The sequence below is a fragment of the Rheinheimera sp. B2H12 genome, from assembly GCF_059620065.1.
On record NZ_CM184363.1, the window covers coordinates 2905554 to 2928637 of the forward strand.

Sequence of the window (23084 nt, forward strand, 5' to 3'; positions counted from 1 at the left end):
CCCGACACAACTGCTGGACTGAAACTAAGCCTAGTGCAAAATCCGACAAACCACCAAACAGCGGCAAAGGATGGTTCCGGATCAGGGTTGGCTCTGCTTTGCCGGCGTCTGTGCAAAAATTGCCACTTCCGCAGTCTGACCCTGACTGCGTTTGGCGCGATACATGCCTTCAGTATTAAAAGGCCAACTGATATTGCCCTGCCTGTCCATCACGATCACGCCGCCGCTGCCCCCGAGTGGTTTCAGCTCTTGTTGGATCACCTGTTCGGCCGCTACAGCGGCACTGATGCCGGCATATTTGACCCGTGCGCAGATATCCGCCGCTACCCGATAGCGGATAAAAAACTCGCCGTGGCCTGTTGCTGACACAGCACAACTTTGATTATCGGCAAAGTTGCCGGCACCTATCAGCGGACTATCACCAACCCGACCATAACGTTTAGCCGTCATGCCACCGGTCGAAGTGGCGGCTGCCAGATTGCCCTGTTGGTCCAGTGCTACAGCGCCGACAGTGCCCATATTCCACTCTGCTGACCACTGCGGCGACAGTCGCAGCTGGTTTTGCTGTGCAGTTGACTGCACACTTGCTTGCTGCGGCAGTTTCTGCTGTTGTTGATCAATCAGTTGCTTGGCTTTTTGCAGCGCTTGCCAGCGAAATTCAGTATCAAAATATTGATTTGGTACCAGTTGCAGCCCCTGATCTTTGGCAAATAATTCTGCCCCCTCACCAGCGAGCATCACATGTTCGGAGTTTTCCATCACAGCACGGGCCAGCAACACTGGATTTTTCACCGTCCTGACCCCGGCCACGGCACCGGCTTGTAAGGTATCACCACGCATCACCGACGCATCCAGCTCGTGGCCGCCTTCATAGGTATAAACAGCCCCTTTACCGGCGTTAAAAAGCGGTGAATCTTCCAGTATCAACACAGCAGCAGTCACCGCATCCAGACTGCTACCACCGCTCGCCAGCAGCTGATAACCAGCATCGACGGCAGCTTTGAGGGTGGTTTCATAGGCTTGCTGCTGTGCAGGCGTCATCGAAGCCTGGTTTATCGTGCCAGCGCCGCCGTGGATCACAATGCCATAACGGCTGGTGACAGTGTTGGACTGGACTGGCGCTGTGGCAACAACTGGCAAGGCGGTGCTGGCCAGCACCCAGGTGATGACAGGATAAAAAAATTTTACGTGCATCTGTTTGCTCCGGCGGGCGCTGCATTGAACAGCTTGATCATTGTTAATGCGACCACTGTTACGCTGAAGTCGGCCAGGATGCAACCGCTGGCCAGCACAATGCGGCTGACTGCCAAAAGTTTGCGTCAGATCAAGGCACCGCACTTGGACAAGCTCTAGCATCGGTTCTATTCAGTTGGCCAATTGCGGCAGCTTGTTATCCATCAGGAGATTGCACCATGAGTCTGGAAAAACACGATTTAGTCCACGAATTCCCGGAATTACGCGACCGTATTCATCAGTTAAAAACCACAGATGCCCACTTTGCCAGGTTATTTGCAGAATATCATCAGCTCGACCACGAAGTGCACAGACTGGAACAAGGTGTTGAAGTCAGTTCAGATAGTTATCTGGAACAGCAGAAAAAACACCGGCTTGCGCTGAAAGATCAGTTATACAGCGCCCTAACGGCCTGAGCCTGCTCAAAGCAGATTATTGACAATTTTTTGCTTTGCGAAAACCGGCCTGTTGCGCTTGCTGTTCAGAGCTAAACCAGCGCCGGTTTTTCTCGCTGATCTGGGTAAAACCCGGGCAATGCGACAAATGATACAGCTGGCTGTTTTGATTACCCAGCACTTGCCCTGTTGCCGGTTTGCTCGCTACAGTGACTGAATTGGCCACAGACGGTGATCTGCTGTGCGCTTGCTGCTGCACGGCATCTTGACTTGCCAAACCGTAACGGGTTGGCTGATAGCCAATAAACCACTCGCGACTACCGGTGACAAAATAATTGGGTTGTCCCATCTGCTGTGCTATGCGTTGCTGCAACTGCCGCTCGCGGTCATCCACCGGATCGGTCTGGTGCCAGTTCAACATTAATTGTTGCTGAGCCCGGCTTAATTCAAAGCCATATTTGTCTGCCATATAAAAGTAAATCCGCGCTATATCACCGCGAATTTCAGCCCGGGGCTCGGCCAGTTTACGTTGAAAATCAATCCGGATCGGACAAGCACCATGTTGCGGCCGAACATCTGGCAGCAAGGCAAACGCAAAATTAGCGCGATCGCCATTCACTTCACCAATAGCAGGTTTAAGATTAAACAAATCCGCTTCCATCCGCCGGAACAAAGGATCTTTGTTGCCACATTGCTCGCGACCGCCTTGCTGCCAACAAGCCAGGGCTTTACCAAACTGATGGGCCGGTACCACATGTTCCCACTCAATTCTATTGGCTCTGGGGCCATTTTTACGCACCTGATAACCACAGCTGGTTAAATCAGCAATGCCTTTACCGCCTTGCCAACGCAGGGGGCAACCACAATAAAAGGTTTCACTTTCGTCACTGTAAATGCGCTGCGCAACTCTTTTCGCCTCGGAAAAATCATCCGGTGCCGCCTGTAAAGCAGTCACCACCACACTCAGCACCAACAGTGCCAACCAACGCCCTAACTTCATTTTATCACTCTTGTTTTGCAACAGACTGCAGTGCACTGCCACTTCCGGCCCCGGATTATGCCACAGCCTGCCTCCAGGTTAAATTACGCAGTGCCGATTTGCCTTGCGACCGCTTTGCCTTATACTGCCCGCATTTAGCGAAGCTGACAGGTTTGATTTTGGCTGCAACATTCTATTTTCACGATTATGAGACCTGGGGGGCGGATCCAAAAAAGGACCGTCCTTCTCAATTTGCCGGTGTCAGAACTGACGTTGAGTTAAATCCACTGGGCGAAGCGCAGATGTTTTATTGTCAGTTAGCGCCAGATTATCTGCCGCACCCGGCAGCGGCTTTGATCACAGGTCTGACACCACAACTGTGCCAGCAAAAAGGTCTGCCGGAAGTCGAGTTTATGCAGCAAATTCTGGCGCAATTTAGTCAGCCGGACACTTGTGTGCTGGGCTATAACAGCTTACGGTTTGATGACGAAGTCACGCGTTACGGTTTGTGGCGCAACTTTTTTGACCCCTATGCTCGCGAATGGCAGCACGGTAATAGTCGCTGGGATCTGATTGATGTGGTGCGTGCCTGTTATGCCTTAAGACCAGAAGGGATTGAGTGGCCACTGCGCGAAGATGGTAGTCCAAGCTTCAGGTTAGAAGATCTGACTAAAGCCAATCAGCTCAGCCATCAACATGCGCATGATGCCCGTTCAGATGTTTATGCCACTATTGCGATTGCTCAACTGGTGAGACAAGCACAACCGAAACTGTTTCAGTATTTATATGAGCTGCGCAAAAAGTCTCAGGTGCAGGCGCTGATTGATGTGGCTGGCATGACGCCGCTGGTGCATGTGTCGTCAAAATTCCCCGCCGCTCAGGGCTGTTGTAGCTGGATAGTGCCGCTGGCTTATCACCCGACCAACAAAAATGCAGTGATTTGCTATGATTTGCAGCGTGATCCAAGGCCATTACTGGCGTTAAGCCCTGCTGAACTGGCCGACTTGTTATATCGTAAAACCATAGATCTGGCCGCTGATGAAGTCAGACCCGGCTTAAAACTGGTGCATTTGAACAAATGTCCGGTGCTGGCCAATGCCAAAACGCTGTCTGAAGCAAGAGCCACAGAGCTGGGTATTGACCGTCAGGCTTGTCTGGCGCATCTGGACTGGTTAAGGCAAAACCGCCAGGTCCAACAAAAAGTGCTGGAAATTTATCAGTTGGAGCAGGCTTTTAAAGCTGAATCTAACCCTGATTATCAGTTGTATCAGGGCTTTAGTAGTGACGCCGATAAAGCATTGATGCAGAAGTTACATCAGATGCCAGCGGAACAGCTTGGCAGCAGCGAGCTGTTGTTTCAGGACGACAGATTCAATCAGCTGTTGTTTTTATTCCGCGCCCGCAACTACCCACAGACGCTGACCCATGCAGAAATGAGTAAATGGCAGCGTTATTGTCACGATAAGTTAACCTTGGGCGTAGATAATCCAGCCAGGACTGTGGAAGACTTTATGCTGGCGCTGGAAAATGCCGCTGAAACTGTTCAGGCTGATGAGCGTAAAATGAAAATTTTGCAGGCGTTATATCAGTTTGTCGGTGCGGGTTGAAACTGTGCTGGCGTTAAAGTTGACCAGCTGTTTCACATTCTGTTTTTATTGTGTAAGATATCAACAGTAACCAGCAGACAAGGGTGTCAGTCTGCTTTACAACCGATAATCTAGGGCGCCAATAGCTAGGAGCAAAGTCTTCGCAATCAAAGACTTAATGATTTGGCCAGCTTTTTGCATAAACTAATCGAATTGGATTTCGAGGTATCAAGATGAACCAACAGCATGAATCACAAAACACAGAACTGAATCCACAGCCTGAAGTTATTCAGGGCGAAGCTTCAGCTCAGCTGTCGCGCCGCAAGTTTTTAACCCGCGCCGGTGCTGGTTCATTACCTGTCATCATGTCATTACAAAGCGGTTCGGCCTGGGGTTGTGTTGATCTCACCTGTTCGCCAGGTCATTCCAGCATCAGTAATACCCGTTCTGCCGTGGCTTCAGTGCAAACGCAGAAAAATTACAAACAAAAAGGCTTTACCAAGCCAAACTGGTCCACGCTCAATACCATTAGCAGAGTGTACTCGGCTGACTTCAATGACTATTTGCTGTGGGATTATTATCGCGGTACCAGTGGTTACAGCGCTTGTCTTTACAGCGCAAAACAAAGCAACAAAAACATTTTGTGCACCAATATGAATCTGTCAACCTGGCTTAGCACGGTCAAAAATGCGGTTTATACCAAATCAGGCAGTAGCTATAGTAAATATTCCGGTGTAACAGACAACAGAGCCCCGACCCTAGATTCACAACGCGTGATCAAGCCTGCCATCTGGAATGGTCAAATCCTGAAAAAAGGCACACCTCTGAGTCATATTTTTCCGGGTATGACGGGTAACTTGGAAAATTTTGCCAGCCATACTTATAAATACATTATCGCGGCATTTATCGGCGCTTTGTGGGAAAGACACGAAGAGTACAAGCTGGCGAAAAATATTCCGAATAAAACCATCTGTTATCCGGAACCACAGGTCATTATCGACGCTTACAAGAAAATAGCTGGCAACACTGTTAAATTGCGGGATATGAATACCTTATTCCAATATTACTCAACTCCGGCTTAAGGCGTTTATTTGGTTTTTTATCCTGATTATGTGAAGGCACTGGGCATCAGCGATGATGATGTCCAGTTTCAAACCACTGACCACTCCGGTAGCCTAGTGTTTAATTTATTGACACATGAAACTTGGGTTGAAACCGAGTCAGCCAATATTAGCCTTGTCGATGCACCTGCAACAACCGGCCACAGTCCGACTGGCTGTTCGTCACCTGCAGGTTTTGCTGCGTTCAACACTGACGATGATGCAACTTTATGCTGAGCCTGTCAGGACAGAATCAGCAATTTGTGCTGCATACCCAGCCATTTCGCTTTCAGATCCGCAGCAACAGTCCATCCTTAGTTTCGCAACTCAGTCAGTTATACCCACCGCCACTGCTCAGCGACAGTGACGACGACAATATTATTGACTTTGTTGTTGATTTTAAAAAAAATATGCTTTCATTGAGTCAGGATTATGCCTTTCGTCTTGGCAGTCAGCATTTTCGGTTTACCCCGCTAGCGCAACAACTCAGTGTGCTGGAATGGGGCATGAACTGGTGTATTTCGTCCTATCAGAACCGTTATTTATGTTTGCATGCCGCGGTACTCGAACATGATGGCCGTTGTCTGATTTTGCCAGCCCCGCCGGGCTCTGGCAAAAGTACATTATGTGCCATTCTGATGCTGGAAGGTTGGCGTTTGTTGTCCGATGAACATTGCCTGATTGACCCGTACAGCGGTTTGATTGTGCCTTGTGTGCGGCCTGTCAGCCTGAAAAACCGCTCTTTAACGGTGATCCAACAGCGATATCCAGCGGTGCAACTACAAGGCATTCAGCAGAATACCTTTAAAGGCACTATGGGCTATTTACCGCCCACAGCCTTATCCTGGGCCGGGCGTACTGACGCAGTGAGCCCTGCGATGGTTATTTTTCCTAAATATCAGCCGGATGGTAGCGGCGTACAGCTCGAAGCGATGGCGCAATCGACATTGATGCTGGAACTTGCCGTCAATAGTTTTAATTACAGCACCCTTGGCCAAAACGGCTTTGAAACACTGAGCCTGCTCGCCGCCCAGTGTCCGGGCTATCGGCTGACCTATACCGACACCGAACAAATGTTACAACAATTACAGGCCCTCTGGTGATGAAAGCGCAGCAACCTGCCCAGATCAGTGATCCTTGTTTGCGGTTTTTTCACCAACCAAAGGCTTTTATTGCGCAGGCCAGCCACGCTGACTGGACGTTATTATTGCATCTAAGCCGTGATCAAGCCCTGCTCGGCTCTATGTATGCACTATGCCAGCAACAGCAATTGCTGCCACTGTTGCCGCCGGTGGTGCACGACCATTTTTGGTCTGGTTTTGTCTATGCCGAAAAACAAAAAGTGACGCTGGTGCAAGAGTTACTAGAACTGGAGCAATGTTTTGCCGGAGTCAACTACCCTTGTGTTTTCGTCAAAGGCTGCGCTTATCGGCTTGGACTCTATGGTTTTGCCAAAGGGCGAATTTTCTCCGATATTGATTTATTAGTACCATCGGCCCATTTTGCCGATGCACTGGCCAGATTGCAGGATGCCGGTTACCTGGAATTTGAAATTTCCGATTATGACCGGCGTTATTATCAGCGCTGGTCACATCAAAACCCACCACTGACCCACTTTTTACGCGGTGCCGGTATTGATTTACACCATCATATTTTCCCGGTGTCCTCACGGGAAAAAATCCTGGTCGAACCTTTGATTGCCGCCGCCGAACCTTTAGCGCATTCGGTGTTTAGTTTGCCTGCACCGGCTTATCTGTTTGTGCATGCCGCCGTACATCTGTTTTATCAGGAAGAAAGCCACAAACTGGTGAAAGATTTAGTCGATTTACAGCAGTTGTATCTGGAAGTGTGTCAGCGCCAATCCGTGACTGCGATAGTCGAGGCAGCAGAACAGTGCCAGGCACAGGCAGCGGTTTTTTATGCGCTGGATATGTTGCAGTGGTTATTTCAATTGTCCATTCCGGCGGCTGAATTACAAACCTTACAACCTTATGCTTCCCATCGTCGCCGCCGCTACATCCGGTTTTTGTTGCAACAACTGCTGCAAAAACAGGCATTCTGGCATCGCAGCGCGCATCTGCTGTGGTTTATCCGTGGGCATTTGGTAAAAATGGGTCCAGCCACTTTGCTGTATCATACGGTGGCGAAAGCACTGTTACAGTTTAAATTAAATCAAAAAACATCTAAAGAACAACAACTTGCAGATGAACAAACCAGACCGCATGACGCTGGTCAACTCTAAAACATCCACTGTGCCGCGGCCTGACCAGCGGCAAAACCCCGTAACAAGCTTGCATTTGCCAAATTAAAGTCTTTATACTCATCGCCACTTGTCGGAGTGCCCAGTTGGGCTGAGACCGCGTTCTGCGGGATCCGTTGAACCTGATCAGGTTAGAACCTGCGAAGGGAACAAGGGTAATGTACCCCTGCTTTGTGTCAACCCCTGGTGCGCCCGCCTGGCCTGACACTGCATGTTGCCAGCATCACTGCTGGTGTTGGATTGCGCTCAGCAACTCTTGCTGGCACTGATCCAACCATATCCTCTCGACTCCGGACAAGCAATTTGATTAACCCATTGGTTTATTAAGGATTGCTATGTCTACTACCCATACTCCAAACCGCCGTGTGCTGCGCCAGCAAGCCATGCAGAATATTCATCAGTTACAGCCTTATCAATTTACCGGTTCCAGCCGTACTTACCTGACGGCAGCACCTGGCATCCAGGTGCCTTGTCGGGCGGTACAATTGTCTGATCCGGCGCAAAGTCAGGTGTTGTTATACGACTGCAGCGGCCCTTATGGCGACAGCAGTTATCAGCCGGATGTTCGCCGTGGCTTACCAGCAGTGCGTGCAGACTGGGTCGCCGGACGGCAGGATACCGAGTTGGTGACCCGCAGCTATCAGGACCCGGATATTGAACTGGAGCAATGGCCAACTGAATTTGCGCCACAATGCCGCCGCGCTGCAGCGGGGAAAACCGTCACTCAGTTGTATTATGCCCGCGCCGGCATCATCACCGATGAGATGAAATTTATTGCTTGTCGTGAAAATATGGCACGACAGGATTTAGCGCAGCAACAAGACAGTCGCCTGCACAGTCAGCATCCGGGACAAAGTTTTGGCGCCCGTATTCCGGCCTTGATCGACGCCGAATTTGTCCGTGCTGAAGTAGCGGCTGGCCGCGCCATTATTCCGTTGAATATCAATCATCCGGAAGCAGAGCCTATGATCATTGGCCGTAACTTTTTGGTCAAGGTCAACGCCAATATCGGCAACTCAGCGGTCGGTTCCAGTATTGAAGAGGAAGTCGAAAAACTGATTTGGTCAGTGCGCTGGGGCGCGGATACCGTGATGGATTTATCGACAGGACGGCGTATTCACCAAACCCGGGAGTGGATCATCCGCAACAGCCCGGTCCCTATTGGCACAGTGCCGATTTACCAGTGTCTGGAAAAAGTATCGGGCCGGGTGGATGAGTTAAGCTGGGAATTATACCGCGATACTTTACTGGAGCAGGCGGAACAAGGGGTCGATTATTTCACTATTCATGCTGGTGTGCTGAAAGCCTTTTTACCGCTGACCGCCAAGCGGCTGACCGGCATCGTTTCACGCGGCGGCGCTATTATGGCGCAGTGGTGCGAAAGCAAGCAGCAGGAAAATTTTTTATATCAGCACTTTGCGGAAATTTGTCAGATCTGTGCTGCTTACGATATTTCGTTATCGCTGGGTGATGGACTCAGACCTGGTTCTATTGCCGATGCCAATGATGAAGCCCAGTTCGCGGAGCTGCGCACCCTCGGCGAACTGACCAAAATTGCCTGGCAGTATGATGTCCAGGTGATGATTGAAGGTCCGGGACATGTGCCGATGCATCTGATTGAAGCCAATATGACCGAGCAATTAAAGCATTGTCATGAAGCGCCATTTTACACCTTAGGCCCGCTCACCACAGATATTGCCCCTGGTTATGACCATATCACCTCAGGTATTGGCGCAGCGCTGATTGGCTGGTATGGCTGTGCCATGTTGTGTTACGTCACGCCAAAAGAACATTTGGGACTGCCGGACAAAGAAGACGTGAAACAAGGTCTGATCGCCTACAAAATTGCGGCCCACGCCGCCGATTTGGCGAAGGGCCACCCGGCCGCTCAGCTTCGCGACAATGCTTTATCGGCGGCACGTTATGATTTTCGCTGGCAGGATCAGTTTAATCTGTCGTTAGATCCAGACACCGCCCGCAGCTATTATCAGCAAAGCAGTCAGGGTCAGGCGGATGAACATGCCGAATTCTGTTCGATGTGCGGGCCAAAATTCTGCTCAATGAAACTAAATCAACAACTGCGGCAACTGGCAACCCCGGTCGAGGCCGTCAGGCCTGTGTCTGCTGCAGCCACAGCAGAAGCGGCACCAACCGCAGCGGAGTTGTTGTGATGACGGCCCGCTCTTGCCAAGCCGGGACCGGACTTTCAGAATCAAATGCAGCGCCACGGCCTATCGTCTGGGCCATCGGCGGCAGTGATAGTGGCGGCGGCGCCGGTATTCAGGCTGATTTGCTGACCTTAACCGATCTGGGTTGTCACGCCTGTACCCTGATCACCGCCGTCACCGCGCAAAATAGCCAACAGGTCAGCCTGGTCGAGCCGGTCGATAGCCAAACTCTGTTGGCCCAATTAACCGCGCTCAGCACGGATTTACCGCCTAGGGTGGTGAAAATTGGCCAAATTCCGGCGCCAGCCCAGGCCGAAGTGTTGTTGCAATGGCTCGCCGGCCACAAAAGTCAGCTCGGCTTTGTGGTGATTTGGGATCCGGTGTTGGCCGCCACTGCCGGTCAACAACTGTCTGATCTGGGCCGGCCACTTTGCCTGCAATTGCTGAACTGGGTGGATATTCTGACACCGAACTGGCATGAACTGGCGATGCTGACCGCCTGCAGCGAGACCAGGCTCAGCCAGTTGATCACAGAATTAACAAACAGCTCGACTCCACAACCGGCAAGCTTGGCTGAGCTGCTACCAACCTTTCGCGGCCACTTATGGCTCAAAGGCGGCCATGCCCCCACCACCGGTGCAACAGTGCAGGATTTGCTGTTGAGCTGTCTGCCGCAACAGCGGGAAGTGCTGCAAATACAAGCCCCCCGCTTGCAAACCAGACATCAGCATGGCACCGGCTGCACCCTCGCCAGTGCGCTGGCGGCGGCCCTGGCGCGCGGTTATGAACTGACAGATGCCCTGGTCGTCGCCAGAGCCTATTTGCAGCAAGGTCTCAGGCTGAGTTACGCCACGGGTCAGGGGCCGGGTGTGCTGGGCAGAGCCGGCTGGCCAACACAGCCAGCCGATTTCCCCAGCTTGCTGCCGTTGCCTCAGCCGCAAGCAGTGGCTGCTCGTCATCATTTGTCCTTTGCCAAACTGACACATCCACTGGGTTTATACCCGGTGGTCGATGACATTCAGTGGCTAAAAAGATTGCTGCCCCTTGGCTTGCATACCATTCAGCTTAGACTGAAAAATTTAAGCCAGGCAGAGCTGCAACGACAAATATCACAGGCGGTGGCCTTTTGCCGCGATTTTGATATTCAGCTCTTTATCAATGATCACTGGCAACTCGCCATTGAGTATCAGGCTTTTGGCGTGCATTTAGGCCAGCAAGATTTAGCCAGTGCGGATTTAGCCGCCATCGCAGCCGCAGGCTTGCGGCTTGGCATCTCAACCCATGGTTATGCTGAACTTTGTCAAGTGCTGCACCTGCAGCCCTCCTATCTGGCGCTTGGACATATTTTCCCAACCAACACCAAACAAATGCCGTCCAAACCACAAGGTGTTGCACGCCTGGCGAAGTATGTTCAACTCTGCGATAAAACTCCGACTGTCGCCATTGGCGGTATTCAGTTGGCAGATATCCCACCATTGTTGGCCACCGGCGTGCAAGGTATTGCCGTGGTGTCGGCTATTACCAAAGCAGCGGAACCAGAAAAAGCCTTGTTACAACTGAAACAGGCTTGTCAGCGTGGTTTGACTTTTGCCGGAGAGCCTTATGCCAGTCATTAATAAATCGTCGCTGACCAGGCCAGCACATGGCCTGACGCCCCCCCCTTTGTCCGATCAGGAGTTTTTATATTTCAGCCGGCAACTGTTATTGCCCGACTGGTCAGAAGCACGCCAGTTGCAATTAAAACACAGCCGGGTGCTGGTTGTTGGCATCGGTGGGCTCGGCTGTCCGACAGCCAGCTATCTGGCAGCGGCGGGAGTCGGTGAACTCTGGCTGGCGGATGGCGACCAAGTCGAGCTGAGTAACTTACCTCGGCAGATGTTGTTTCAGCACAGCGACCTTGGTCAGAACAAGGCGCAAGCCGCCGCCCGGCGTTTACAACAGCAAAATCCATTTGTGCGCTGTAAACCACTGCCGCAGCAATTGACCCAAAGTGAGCTGCGTTCGCTATTGCCGAAAGTGGATCTGGTGATCGATTGTACCGACAACCAAGACAGCAAACTGGTACTGAACAACCTCTGCCAGCAATTACAAAAAAGCTGGATTGGTGCAACTGCGACTGCCTATCAGGGCTACAGCTGGCTGTTACACCCGGGCAGGGGTTGCCTGCATTGCCTGGGACAAGATGTGCCCTTAGCCACCGGCGGTTGCCTGACGCAAGGTGCTTATGCGCCGCTGTTGGCGCAACTGGCAAGTCAAATGGTCAGCACAGCGCTGGATTTGTTATTACAACAGGCCGCTAGCCAAAATCAGTTGCAATTGTATCAACATGCAAAGCGCCAGTTTATCCGTTGTACTTTCACCCCCGATCCGCTCTGCCCGATCTGTGGTGTATCCAAAGAGGAAGCCAAAGATGGCCGTTGAAACCACTATCGCTATTTATCTCAACACTGTGGAAACCTTGCTGCCCGCAGACATGACAGTCGCCGCTTTGGTCCAGGCGCAAGCAGTTGACCAACCAGTCGCAGTGGCGCTCAATCAGCAAGTGCTGCCAAAACGTTTGTGGGCCAGTACCACACTGCAACGGCAGGATCAGGTGCTGTTATTTCAACTGGTGGCAGGAGGTTAATATGCTGCAGCTTGCCGGACATACCTTTTCCAGTCGATTATTACTGGGCAGTGGCAAATTCGCCAGCCCGCAAATGATGCAGGCTGCCGTCACAGAAAGTGGCACTCAGTTAGTGACACTGGCGCTCAAGCGGTTAAAACCGGGGGAAAAAAGCTTAGATCTGGTCGCGCCACTGCAACAGGCCGGCGTACAGTTATTACCCAATACCTCAGGCGCTGCCAATGCCAAAGAAGCCGTATTTGCAGCTGAACTGGCGCGGGAGCTGTTACAGACCAATCTGCTGAAACTGGAGATACATCCGGATCCACGTTATTTGATGCCAGATCCTGAAGCCACCTTACAGGCGGCACGGCAACTGGTTAAACTGGGGTTTGTGGTGCTGCCTTATTGCAGCCCGGATCCGGTACTCTGCTTACGTTTGCAAGAAGCGGGTTGCGCCGCCGTGATGCCATTAGGTTCGGCGATAGGTTCGAATCAGGGATTACAAAACCGGGCTATGCTGGAAATTATCATCGAACAAGCCAGGGTGCCGGTGATTGTTGATGCCGGTATTGGTCAACCTTCGCACGCTTGTGACGCCCTGGAAATGGGAGCGAGCGCGGTACTGGTCAATACAGCCATTGCCACTGCGGCGGATCCGGTACGGGCCGCTTATGCCTTTAAACTGGCAGTGGCGGCCGGGCTGGCAGCCCAGCAAGCGCGCTGCACTACACCGCTGCGCCAGGCCAGCGCCACCAGTCCGGTGGATGCATTGATGGCCTATTTACCATGAACCAAGCCAGCCCTCACCCCACGTTTAGCACAGTGCTGGCTAATTTAGCGCAAACAGATCTGCTGCTTACCCCCTACACAGCTGCTGATGTCCGCCGGGCATTACAGCAGAGTCAGCCTGAATTGCATGAGCTGATGGCGTTGCTCAGTCCGGCGGCAACCGAATTGCTGCCAGAACTGCTGCATAAGGCCAGCCAGCTCACCCGACAGCATTTTGGCGCGGCGCGGCAATTGTTTGCGCCGTTATATATGTCGAATTTATGCGCCAACGAGTGTACTTATTGCGGATTTTCGATGAGCCAGGCGGTCAAACGCCGGGTGCTGAACTCAGACGAACTGCTGCAGGAGGCGCAGGCCGTCAAAGCCATGGGCCATGATCAACTGTTATTAGTTGCGGGCGAGCATGAACGAAAAGTCGGCATGGCATATTTCCGCCAGCAAATCCCGTTATTACGACCGTTATTTAGCCGTCTGATGCTGGAAGTGCAACCGCTGGCAACGCATGAGTATCTGGAACTCAAGCAACTTGGGATTGATACTGTACTGGTCTACCAGGAAACCTATCAGCCAACGGCTTATCAGCAATATCATTTAAAAGGCAAAAAAACCGACCTGATCTGGCGGCTGGATACACCAGATAGGCTTGGTCAAGCAGGCATCGACAAAATTGGTTTGGGTATTTTGCTGGGACTGGCCGACTGGCGTACGGATGCACTGCGCCTGGCAACGCATCTGCGTTATTTACAGCAGCACTATTGGCGCTGTCAGTTCAGTCTGGCGCTGCCCCGGCTCAGACCCTGCAGCGGTGGCATCACGCCTGCGATTGAGATCTCAGATCGACAACTGGTGCAGCTTTATGCCGCATTTCGTATTTTTGCTCCTGAAGTTGATTTAACTTTATCGACCCGAGAACCGGCGCAACTGCGTGATTTATTGTTGCCACTGATGATCACCAGCCTCAGTGCCGGTTCAAAAACCCAGCCTGGCGGCTATCAGGTCGCACCGCAAAGTCTGGAGCAATTCAGTATTGATGATGACCGCAGTCCGGCTGAAATGGCGCTGCGGCTGCAACAATTGGCGTTGCAACCAGTCTGGACCAACTGGCACCCGGCGTTAGGGCGTTAACAGAAAAAGTAGCGCGTGTTACGCTTTGGTATATGTTTGGCTGGTTTTAAGACAGAGCAGAGTCCGCGCTGTGCGCACCACGGCCTGTGTGATACTCTCGAAGCAGGCGATAACGCCCTAGCAAGGTCGGCCAAACGCTAGCCCTGGGGCAATCAGGGGACTCACCCGCCCTTCATGACCATGCCCACTTATAAAATAAAGCTTAGCTGCGTCTTTCGCTGGCTGCCGAGCTGCTCTTAGTACCATCTATACAGTGCAAAGACCAAAGGTTCTCATCAACACAGTAAAAAACAGCTGCTTCTGTGGCCACTTTCGGTATAATTCACTTTTTAAACATTTGTAAAGGTTATTACAATAAAGCAAGGTGTTTGCAGTCATTGTGGTTCTGTTTTGAGCTCTGGCTCTGTACTGTGGCCAAGACGGCAACCAGCAATAGTGCCGAGGCTGTGGCTGCTCATGTGGCATCTCAAATTCAGTATCCGGCATTCCCTAGGTTGCAACAAGCAGATGATGTCGAATCAATGCGACAACTCGAAGGCATGGATGAGGTAAATATGCCATTGACGGACCCATTCTTTGGCGAACTGGATTGGCGGCATGACTGTAAATTCAATTGTCTGAATGCGCTGGCTATGGCTGAGTTGCAGCATTATGTCGATACTTTTGCAGGTGATCATCATTCATTATCCAGACTGCTATATCAGCGTGATGGCGCAAGCTGGCAAGTGTATCCGGGCTGATGTGATGCCCATTCCAACCTAAAAACAGAAATTACACACAAGGAATGATCCTAATGAAAAATGTACTCGCAGCAACCTTCGCTGCAATAATGCTGTGTGCAAGTTTTGCCAGCCAGGCTGATTTGCAAAATTGCGAGAATCTTTATGTCGGCCGCATATGGGTAGAAAAGGGTCATGGCCTGAGATCTGTGGTGTTACTCACTCATCCAAGCAATACCAGTGGCTCTTACTGGACGCATTTAGCCGGCTGGACATCTGCAGAAAAAGCGCACGCTTTATCGATATTCACTGCGGCTAAACTGGCAGGTCACAGAGTTAATGTCACGACCTCTGAGGCGGATGGCTGCGGTATCAGCAAAGCTGGCACTGAGTTAGTCACAGTGACTATGGCGACCAATCCCTAATCCATTCATCGAGAAGATACAACACTATGCAAAAAACAATCAGATATGTTAAAAAAATGCTAGTTATCACAACATTGTGCAGCTTTCAGACCTTAGCAGCCACCAGTATTTGTAACGGCACGGTAAAAATGCTGTCTTATCATGCCGATAACAGTTTTATGATCCAACTGAGCGGCATGAATGATGCGGTATTATTTTGTGATCCACAACAGGTTTGGAGAGTCACCGGCACCCCTTACACCACCGGACCTGAAACCTGCAAAATGATGTATTCAACCTTTTTAGCAGCGCAAATGGCGGGCAAAACGATCACAAATATGTATTTAGATGGGGATAACGCCAACGGGAGCTGTAATAATTTTGTCGCCTGGGCCCGCGTCAATATTCGTCACTACCAATTAAATTAGTCTGGTCATCCATAATATAGGCATGGCAAGCACTGCCATGGCTGTTTGTGTTCAGCTACGGATATTCGAGCGCCGGCCAGACACCGGCGCTCTGCAACTTTAGTGATCTGACGCCGGCGTTGGCTCTTTTTGCCGCACTGGACTGTTCAGTGAAATCACTTTGGTTTTGCTAATCCGATGCCGGTAAATTTCCCGCAGATACTTAATGGCTTTAATCACACTTTCTCGACTGAGCCTGATATCGTTGATCGAAATAAATTTATCTTTATTGGCAATCAGCTCACGGTATTTCTTTTCATACATCGGCTTAATGGCGTACCAGTTGGTATCGAGAATTTTGGCCGGGTTTTCAAACTCGTTCAGCATTTGTTCGACCGACGCTTCATCAAAAAATTCGGCTTTAATAAAGTCGACGATGGCATGGTCCAGTTTTTCATCAAATCTGTAGTTGTCTTTGGCAAAACAACGTTTGATAAAGGCCACAATCAGGGTCAGGAAATCATCACTCAGACACGGACTTTTCACAATCAGCGTGGTCAGCGAAATATTGGCCGATGCGCCTATCACTAAGGCGTAACGTTTTAAGGTGGTATTGGGAAATAAGCTATTTAAATGCGATTTAAGCCGGTTCAGATCCATAAAGGATAACTTATAATCCTTCGGTAACGACACAATGGATACCACGGAGGAGCAGTTTTTGAAAAAGTGCAGATCTTTCAGTTCGGTCGCGTTGTAGCCGTTTTTAACATAACTGGCCAGTGTTTCACGATAACGTCCAGATTCAATTGGCAATAAACTTATACCTTCAATCGCTTGGGTGACTTTATTAAAGTGTGGTAAATCTATTGAGCGGAAAAACAGATCGTCAATGTTTAGCCCCTGGTTATTTTTATCAAATAATTTGTTCAGTTTATCGGCAGGACCTGGTGCCGTCGTCGGCACGACAGATTCAGCATAAGCCACCGCCACAGGCCCGGCCAGACTCATAAATAAATCGTTGGCATCGAGCCGGATGGTTTCACCGATATCAATACCTGCCCGGCGGAAATAATTTTCATCGTAATCTGTCGTCACCGCCTGCGCCGTTAAAATATTAAAAATCTGCTGTGAAATATACTGATTGGCATATTTCTCCATCGCATTGACATCAATATGCTGGATATCACCGTCATCAGTTTCTTCAGCATAACGCATAATGTCGTTTGAAATCAGCATCATAGCATTCCACGGCCGGATGCGGTGCATCACACTGGATTCACTGCTGTCTTCATTATCAAAGTTGTAGGAAAAGTCCCATTCTTCTGCCAGATACTTGCATAACAGCCGGCCGGCATTAATATGCAAAGCTTCGGACATTTCTACACCATGGTCAGAAATATTCGGCAGGATACAGATACCGCTGGTAAAAATAGGTTCAAATACAAAGGAATGGCCACGATTTTCCGCATCTTCGGCCAGTGGTCTGGTGTCAAAGGTTTTGCTCATATAGGCGTATTGCTGCGCCAGACCGAACTCCGACGCCATCCCTGAGCCAGTACCACCGCCGGCGCTGAAAATATAAAAATACAGTCTGGACTGATTGGCTTTAATACCACAGGAATCAATCAGATAGGAGTGGGTAAATTTCCAGTCCGGATTGGAAAAACGCTGAGTGTCTTTATTGAGAATAATTTTCGCCAGATACTGACCCAGAATCGGTGCATTACCAGCGCCGCCGGCATGAACTTCCGACAAATCCATAATTTTCATTTTGGTGTAATCGTGTAAGAAACCACTTTTTTCACTTTTGTGCGAAAAACGGATCCGCCCTTCGATATCTTTGTCTAAATCTCCCAGCATCACCAAAGGTTCAATCAAAAACACCGGTTTGACACTATGCTGACCAGATAAGTGCAAACTGCGTTTGATCCAGCGCATCGGCCGGTATTCCTGCTCTCTGGTTTGTTTTTCTTCGATATTAAATTCATTCAGATAAAAGTTACGGGCGTTATAGACCAAAGATGCCACATCAAGGGCGATATTCGAACCGCAGCGGCCTAGACCAATTAAGCACACTGAGGGAAAGTTCTGTTTCTTTTGCCCAAGATTTTCATGCTCCTGCGAGCTGAGCGGAAAAATACTGTTCCGCAGCGCATCGAGGTTGGTCAGAATTTTGCCCAGATCACGCTCAGTAAAATACATATAACGGTCACTGGCAAAAGAAGTGTTTTGATGTTGTGGATTGGCTGAAGCCACCGCGGCAACCGGCGCTGTGACAGCGGCGGCAGTCACCCCGTTGCCCACTGCCGAGCTGGCGGCAATTTTACTGCTGAACTTTTTTACCGAGACAATCTCATCATTGTCATGATCATTTGGGGTGACTTTATTGGCCATAAGGCTACTTCCTGTCCTGGGCGATTATCGAATTCAGATGGGACTAACGCCTTAAAAGGTAGCAGGAATAGCTGCTAATACAATGTTCTGTATAAAAAAAGTGCAAATAACTCCAGAAATGACTGACCCAAATTTGCCATATTTGTTGAAAGCACAATCTACCGTGTTAGCAGCGGACTGCGCGAAAATTGCCTGCGGTTATGTATGTCTGCCATTGCAGGTGGCGAGCAGCATAAACCAAACAGCCAACGCGCTAAGCTATGACTTAGCAACAACTGGTGTTACTGGCCGGCAGCAGTTCCGCCAGCCATAGCAGACAACCTTAGCAATTTACCGAAGCTTAAGCTGCATGGTGCTGACGTTGATTGAGCATGGTCACTGTATTTTCTGTGGCAGCTGCGCCAGAAGATGCAGTTTGTTCTGCAGTACTGCTGAGGGTCGCAGTTTCAGCATGCGCTGACTCGGTCGATTGTTCATTTTTTTCTTTTTTCACAGTTTTAGCTTTGGCACCAAGCGCTTGTAATAATTCATCTTTGTGTTGTGCTAAGTAGAATGCCAACTGCTCTTGTTGCTGCTCATCAGCCACCAACTGACTTTGTGCTAACAAACTGAATAAGTCATCTGCCATATCCAGCATCTTGTCATAAGCATCTGCTTCACTTTTGGCAGCAAAAGTCATTTTTTCTACTCCATTGCGTTCGACTACATATTTTACGATCACAGCCATGATAAGTTCGCCTCTGTTTCAACCATTGATTTGATACTGTGTATTTATACAGCACCAAAAAGCAAGTTGTCCAGTGGTTGGCTGAAAATAACTGGATATATTTACAGTTATTCAGTGCTTCGTTGCCGTCGACCGTCACAGTATTTTCACGTAGCATAGCTTGACTGCATTCCAAGGAAGCCATCCATTATGTCCATCTGGCAACTGAGACGACAGACAGAACACAGCAACAGACCGCATGATCAGCGCAGCCCCTGGCAACGAGATAAAGCCAGGATCCTGCACAGCGCGGCATTTCGCCGCTTACAGGCAAAGACCCAGATCATGGGCGTCGGCCAAAACGATTTTTATCGCACCCGGCTGACCCATTCGCTGGAAGCGGCGCAAATTGGCAGCGCCTTAACTGCCCAACTCAGAAAACAGCTCACCTTTCAGGGAGACTCTGCAGAATTATTGGCGTTATTACCAGAGGATAGTCTGATCGAAGCTTTATGTCTGGCGCATGATATTGGCCACCCGCCTTTTGGTCATGGCGGTGAAGCTGCATTAGATTTATGTATGGCCACTCAGGGCGGCTTTGAAGGCAATGGCCAAACGCTGCGGATTGTCGGCAAACTGGAACCCTATACGGCAGAAGGCGGCATGAATCTCACCCGCCGCACTTTACTTGGTTTGTTGAAATACCCCATCTTGCAACCTGAGGTACCACCGCCCGTGCTGCCACAGAGTGGCCCGCACAAGCCCTGCAAAGCTGTGTTCCGATTGGATCAGGATTTATTGGACTGGATTTTATCGCCGCTGAGCCAGGCTGATCGGCTGCTATTCCAACGGACAGAACAGCTGGCACAACCCCCTTTTGTGAAATCCTGCTATAAATCGCTGGATGCATCCTTGATGGAACTAGCGGACGATATTGCTTATGGTGTGCATGATCTGGAAGATGCCATTGTCACCGGCACTGTCAGTCTGGCACAGTGGCAACAGCAACTGGCGTTACAACAAACCGAACTACCGACTGATTCATTTGATTTTTTACAGCAAACCGGCACTTTGCTATTTAAAACAGAACATTATTTGCGCAAGGATGCCATTGGTGCCCTGGTGAACCGGCTTATCACCAGTGTCCAGTTGCAACTGGTGCTGCCGGAAGCTGCGGAACCTTTGCTCAGATACAATGCCTGCCTGCCACCGGCCGAGCAACAGTTACTACAACTTCTCAAAACCTTTATTTATCAGCAGCTTATTTTACAACCTGAACTACAGCAACTGGAGTTTCGCGGTCAGCACATCGTCAGCCAGTTATTTGCTGCCTTCAGTACTGAGCCAATGCGATTATTACCACACAATAGCAGGCAACGTTATCAGCAATTAGCCTTGCAACAACAAGGTGAGCGGGCGGTGTGCGATTATCTGGCCGGTATGACGGATGAATATGCCGAACAGATGTTTCAGCGCTTATTTGGCAGGCTTGGTTGACCAAGCCGCTAGTTTTCAACTTGAGGAGTCATTTTGTCTTTCCCGATCCAAATTCAGGCTGGTGCCGAGGCGCTGGCCAGGATCCGCCAGCATGGCTTGCGCGCTGATGATGTCAGTATGCTGGTCGGTGCTAGCGGCGGTCCGAAGTGGTTTTGTCTGTATGGACTTGATCAATATTTTACCAGCGAGTTTTTTGCCGCCAGGCAACAGCCATTACAACTGCTGGGCAGTTCCGCCGGGGCCTGGCGTTTTGCCTGTTATGGCCAGCAAGATGCCGCTGCGGCCTCAGCCCGTTTTTGTCAGGCCTATCGTACTTTATGTTATGCCAAAGACGCCAGCCGCTCTGAAGTCAGCGCTAAATCGCTGGATATTTTACAGGCGATTTTCCCAACTGCCGACCATATTCAGCAGGTAATTGAAAATCCTACATTCCAGCTTCATCTGGTGGTGGCAAAAAGTGGTCGTATCACAGGACGAACATCCAACGCCGCCTTGCTGGCGAGTCTGACACTGGCCGCCGGGGTGAATCTGCTCAGTCGCCAGCGGCTGGGCTGGTTTTATCAGCGGTTATTGTTTCAGCACCCCTTTTCTGCTGCGAACCTAGCGGATCTTGCGGATCTACCGACCCGGCGCCTGCAACTATCGCGCGATAATTTGCTGCAAAGCCTGTTAGCCACTGGAGCTATTCCATTGGTGATTGATGCTGTGACTGACATTGCTGGCTGTGGCGCTGGTCATTATGTCGATGGTGGTATCACCGACTATCACTTTGACTGGCCTTTTGTCAGCGACGGTTTGATTTTATACCCGCATTTTTACTCAAGCCTGAGTCCGGGCTGGTTTGATAAAAGCCTGCCCTGGCGGCAACGGCGCACCGCACCCAGCAGCAAACTGGTGTTGCTCAGTCCGACGCCGGCCTGGGTACGCAGTTTGCCTTATGGCAAAATCCCGGATCGAAAAGATTTTACTCAGCTCAGTGATCAAGCCAGGCTGAGCTATTGGCAGGAAGTGACTGAACGCTCGTTTGAGCTCAGCGCAGCATTAAAAGCCGGCAATTATCAGCTGACGGGTTGGTGACAGGCGGCTGGTAACAGGCCACTGGGCAACGGATCACCAACAAAGCGCGGGGCGAAACTGGCTCCGCGCTTAATATGGCATTAACTGCGTGCTGGGATCCGGGCCAGTACGGCAATCAACAATTGCCAGTATTGACCAACAGTGCTGATCTGAACCATTTCATCCGGCCCGTGCGGGAAACGAATGGTAGGCCCAATCGACACCATATCCATCTCTGGATAAGGTTTTTTAAATAAACCGCATTCCAGGCCGGCATGGATCACCATAATCACCGGCTCTTTCTGATAAATGTCCTGATAGGTATCGCGCACAATGGCCATCACAGGTGACGCCGGATTTGGTTTCCAGCCCGGATAACAACCGCTGAATGCCACTTGTGCCCCCGCTAACGCCGCCAGCGATGTTAACATTGCCTCGACCTGTTCACGGCCACTGTCAATCAGCGAGCGGATCAGGCAAAGCACTGTAACTTGCTCTGCGCTGGTAGTGACCACACCGATATTCAGCGACGTTTCAGTCACTCCCGGCACTTCATCACTCATCCGCATCACGCCATTTGGACAGACATTCAGTAAATGCAATAATTGCTGCTGCAGTGCTGGCGAAAACACCTGCGCTGGTAAAGCGGTTGGTTGTAAAGTCAACCGCAGCGTAGGCTCTGCCAACGCCAATTCCTGGCGCAATAATTGTTCAAAAGCCAACACCGCTTGTTGTAAAGCGTCAATCTGGCTGTGCGCCACTGTCAGGATAATGCTGGCTTCCCGCGGAATGGCATTACGCAAAGAACCGCCGTTAAATGCTGCCATTGCCAGTTGCAACGGATTGGCATAAGACTGCATAAAACGGGTTAATAATTTATTGGCATTGGCCCGGCCTAAATGAATATTGACGCCGGAATGGCCGCCTTTCAGGCCACTGATGCGAAGCTCAAATGCGGTCTGATCTGCAGCCACGGCTTGCCAACTTGCAGCCAGACTGAACTCGGCATCGACCCCGCCGGCACAACCCATATAAATTTCGCCTTCCTGCTCGGAATCAGTGTTGATCAGAATTTCCGCTTCCAGCAAACCAGCTTCCAGACCAAAAGCGCCGGTCATGCCCGCTTCTTCGTCGACGGTCAGCAATACTTCCAACGGTCCATGCGGCAGATCCTGACTGCCTAAAATGGCCAGCGCTGACGCCATCCCAATGCCATTATCGGCACCTAGCGTAGTGCCTCTGGCTTTAACCCAGTCACCATCGATATAAGCTTCAATTGGATCTTTAGTAAAATCATGCACTTTGTCGGAATTTTTCTGCGGCACCATATCCAGGTGAGCTTGGATCACCACAGTTTTGCGGTTTTCATACCCTGGACTGGCTGGTTTTTTGATAATTAAATTGCCAACTTTGTCTTCCAGCACCGTCAGGCCCAGATCTCTGGCCCAGGCCTGGATATGCTGGCTTAATGCTTGTTCATGTTTAGATGGATGGGCAATGGCACAAATTTGGCTAAACCACTGCCACAACGGCTGCGGATACAACGCGGTTAAATCAGACACAACAACTCCTGAAGCAGACAAGGGAACAGTCATCATTCTACCAGTCTGCATGCGTGAGTAAAACGCTTGTCCATCGCTTAAAACAAACAACCCCGC

At 50.4% G+C, this 23084-nt stretch carries 21 protein-coding genes and 1 riboswitch; of the genes, 16 read left to right on the plus strand and 5 right to left on the minus strand.

Annotated features, from left to right (window positions below):
* Window positions 1–81 precede the first annotated feature (81 nt).
* The gene (locus AC53GJ_RS12525; RefSeq protein ID WP_496728039.1) at window positions 82–1194 is read right to left on the minus strand and encodes an isoaspartyl peptidase/L-asparaginase family protein; all 1113 of its coding nucleotides are present in this window, start codon (window positions 1192–1194) and stop codon (window positions 82–84) included.
* 218 nt (window positions 1195–1412) lie between these two features.
* Here AC53GJ_RS12525 and AC53GJ_RS12530 point away from each other — a divergent pair, with 218 nt between their 5' ends.
* The gene (locus AC53GJ_RS12530; protein ID WP_496728040.1) at window positions 1413–1649 is read left to right on the plus strand and encodes an HP1242/YdcH family protein; all 237 of its coding nucleotides are present in this window, start codon (window positions 1413–1415) and stop codon (window positions 1647–1649) included.
* Between the two features lie 16 nt (window positions 1650–1665).
* Here the strand turns inward: AC53GJ_RS12530 and AC53GJ_RS12535 are convergent, their stop codons facing one another.
* The gene (locus AC53GJ_RS12535) at window positions 1666–2628 is read right to left on the minus strand and encodes an endonuclease (protein ID WP_496728041.1); all 963 of its coding nucleotides are present in this window, start codon (window positions 2626–2628) and stop codon (window positions 1666–1668) included.
* Between the two features lie 158 nt (window positions 2629–2786).
* Between AC53GJ_RS12535 and sbcB the strand changes: the two genes are divergently transcribed.
* The 13 genes from sbcB to AC53GJ_RS12600 all read left to right on the plus strand — a co-directional run bounded on the left by sbcB (window position 2787) and on the right by AC53GJ_RS12600 (window position 15794).
* Window positions 2787–4214, plus strand: a complete 1428-nt coding sequence (sbcB, locus tag AC53GJ_RS12540; RefSeq protein WP_496728042.1) for an exodeoxyribonuclease I — start codon at window positions 2787–2789, stop codon at window positions 4212–4214.
* 212 nt (window positions 4215–4426) lie between these two features.
* Window positions 4427–5275, plus strand: a complete 849-nt coding sequence (locus AC53GJ_RS12545) for a hypothetical protein (protein WP_496728043.1) — start codon at window positions 4427–4429, stop codon at window positions 5273–5275.
* A 248-nt stretch (window positions 5276–5523) separates the two neighbouring features.
* Window positions 5524–6396: an HprK-related kinase A gene (locus tag AC53GJ_RS12550; protein WP_496728044.1), complete on the plus strand. Its 873-nt coding sequence runs from the start codon at window positions 5524–5526 to the stop codon at window positions 6394–6396.
* On the plus strand, window positions 6396–7535 hold the full coding sequence (locus AC53GJ_RS12555) for a nucleotidyltransferase family protein (protein WP_496728045.1): 1140 nt from the start codon (window positions 6396–6398) through the stop codon (window positions 7533–7535). The genes AC53GJ_RS12550 and AC53GJ_RS12555 overlap by 1 nt, the downstream gene beginning before the upstream one ends.
* A gap of 82 nt (window positions 7536–7617) precedes the next feature.
* Window positions 7618–7719, plus strand: a riboswitch (TPP riboswitch).
* A gap of 169 nt (window positions 7720–7888) precedes the next feature.
* Complete coding sequence (thiC, locus tag AC53GJ_RS12560; RefSeq protein ID WP_496728046.1) at window positions 7889–9724, plus strand: phosphomethylpyrimidine synthase ThiC; 1836 nt, start codon at window positions 7889–7891, stop codon at window positions 9722–9724.
* A complete protein-coding gene (gene thiE, locus AC53GJ_RS12565) occupies window positions 9724–11337 on the plus strand; it encodes a thiamine phosphate synthase (RefSeq protein WP_496728047.1) in 1614 nt (537 codons plus the stop codon). The genes thiC and thiE overlap by 1 nt, the downstream gene beginning before the upstream one ends.
* On the plus strand, window positions 11324–12142 hold the full coding sequence (locus tag AC53GJ_RS12570; protein WP_496728048.1) for a HesA/MoeB/ThiF family protein: 819 nt from the start codon (window positions 11324–11326) through the stop codon (window positions 12140–12142). The genes thiE and AC53GJ_RS12570 overlap by 14 nt, the downstream gene beginning before the upstream one ends.
* Window positions 12132–12347, plus strand: a complete 216-nt coding sequence (gene thiS / locus AC53GJ_RS12575; protein WP_496728049.1) for a sulfur carrier protein ThiS — start codon at window positions 12132–12134, stop codon at window positions 12345–12347. Before AC53GJ_RS12570 ends, thiS begins: the two co-directional genes overlap by 11 nt.
* Window position 12348: 1 nt before the next feature.
* The gene (locus AC53GJ_RS12580; protein WP_496728050.1) at window positions 12349–13119 is read left to right on the plus strand and encodes a thiazole synthase; all 771 of its coding nucleotides are present in this window, start codon (window positions 12349–12351) and stop codon (window positions 13117–13119) included.
* Window positions 13116–14243: a 2-iminoacetate synthase ThiH gene (gene thiH / locus AC53GJ_RS12585; protein WP_496728051.1), complete on the plus strand. Its 1128-nt coding sequence runs from the start codon at window positions 13116–13118 to the stop codon at window positions 14241–14243. Before AC53GJ_RS12580 ends, thiH begins: the two co-directional genes overlap by 4 nt.
* Window positions 14244–14611: 368 nt before the next feature.
* On the plus strand, window positions 14612–14983 hold the full coding sequence (locus tag AC53GJ_RS12590) for a hypothetical protein (RefSeq protein WP_496728052.1): 372 nt from the start codon (window positions 14612–14614) through the stop codon (window positions 14981–14983).
* A gap of 53 nt (window positions 14984–15036) precedes the next feature.
* Window positions 15037–15387, plus strand: a complete 351-nt coding sequence (locus AC53GJ_RS12595) for a hypothetical protein (protein ID WP_496728053.1) — start codon at window positions 15037–15039, stop codon at window positions 15385–15387.
* Between the two features lie 26 nt (window positions 15388–15413).
* A complete protein-coding gene (locus AC53GJ_RS12600; RefSeq protein ID WP_496728054.1) occupies window positions 15414–15794 on the plus strand; it encodes a hypothetical protein in 381 nt (126 codons plus the stop codon).
* Between the two features lie 99 nt (window positions 15795–15893).
* On the opposite strand, the gene AC53GJ_RS12605 is transcribed toward AC53GJ_RS12600, so the two are convergent.
* The gene (locus AC53GJ_RS12605; RefSeq protein WP_496732795.1) at window positions 15894–17975 is read right to left on the minus strand and encodes a hypothetical protein; all 2082 of its coding nucleotides are present in this window, start codon (window positions 17973–17975) and stop codon (window positions 15894–15896) included.
* Between the two features lie 532 nt (window positions 17976–18507).
* The gene (locus tag AC53GJ_RS12610) at window positions 18508–18894 is read right to left on the minus strand and encodes a YebG family protein (RefSeq protein WP_496728055.1); all 387 of its coding nucleotides are present in this window, start codon (window positions 18892–18894) and stop codon (window positions 18508–18510) included.
* Between the two features lie 189 nt (window positions 18895–19083).
* On the opposite strand from AC53GJ_RS12610, the gene AC53GJ_RS12615 reads away from it, so the two are divergent.
* Entirely contained in the window at window positions 19084–20370 is a 1287-nt protein-coding gene (locus AC53GJ_RS12615; RefSeq protein ID WP_496728056.1) for an anti-phage deoxyguanosine triphosphatase, read from the plus strand.
* A gap of 33 nt (window positions 20371–20403) precedes the next feature.
* Window positions 20404–21447 (plus strand): patatin-like phospholipase family protein, encoded by a 1044-nt coding sequence (locus AC53GJ_RS12620; protein WP_496728057.1) that lies wholly within the window; start codon window positions 20404–20406, stop codon window positions 21445–21447.
* A gap of 80 nt (window positions 21448–21527) precedes the next feature.
* On the opposite strand, the gene AC53GJ_RS12625 is transcribed toward AC53GJ_RS12620, so the two are convergent.
* Window positions 21528–22988: an aminoacyl-histidine dipeptidase gene (locus AC53GJ_RS12625; protein WP_496728058.1), complete on the minus strand. Its 1461-nt coding sequence runs from the start codon at window positions 22986–22988 to the stop codon at window positions 21528–21530.
* Between the last annotated feature and the right edge of the window lie 96 nt (window positions 22989–23084).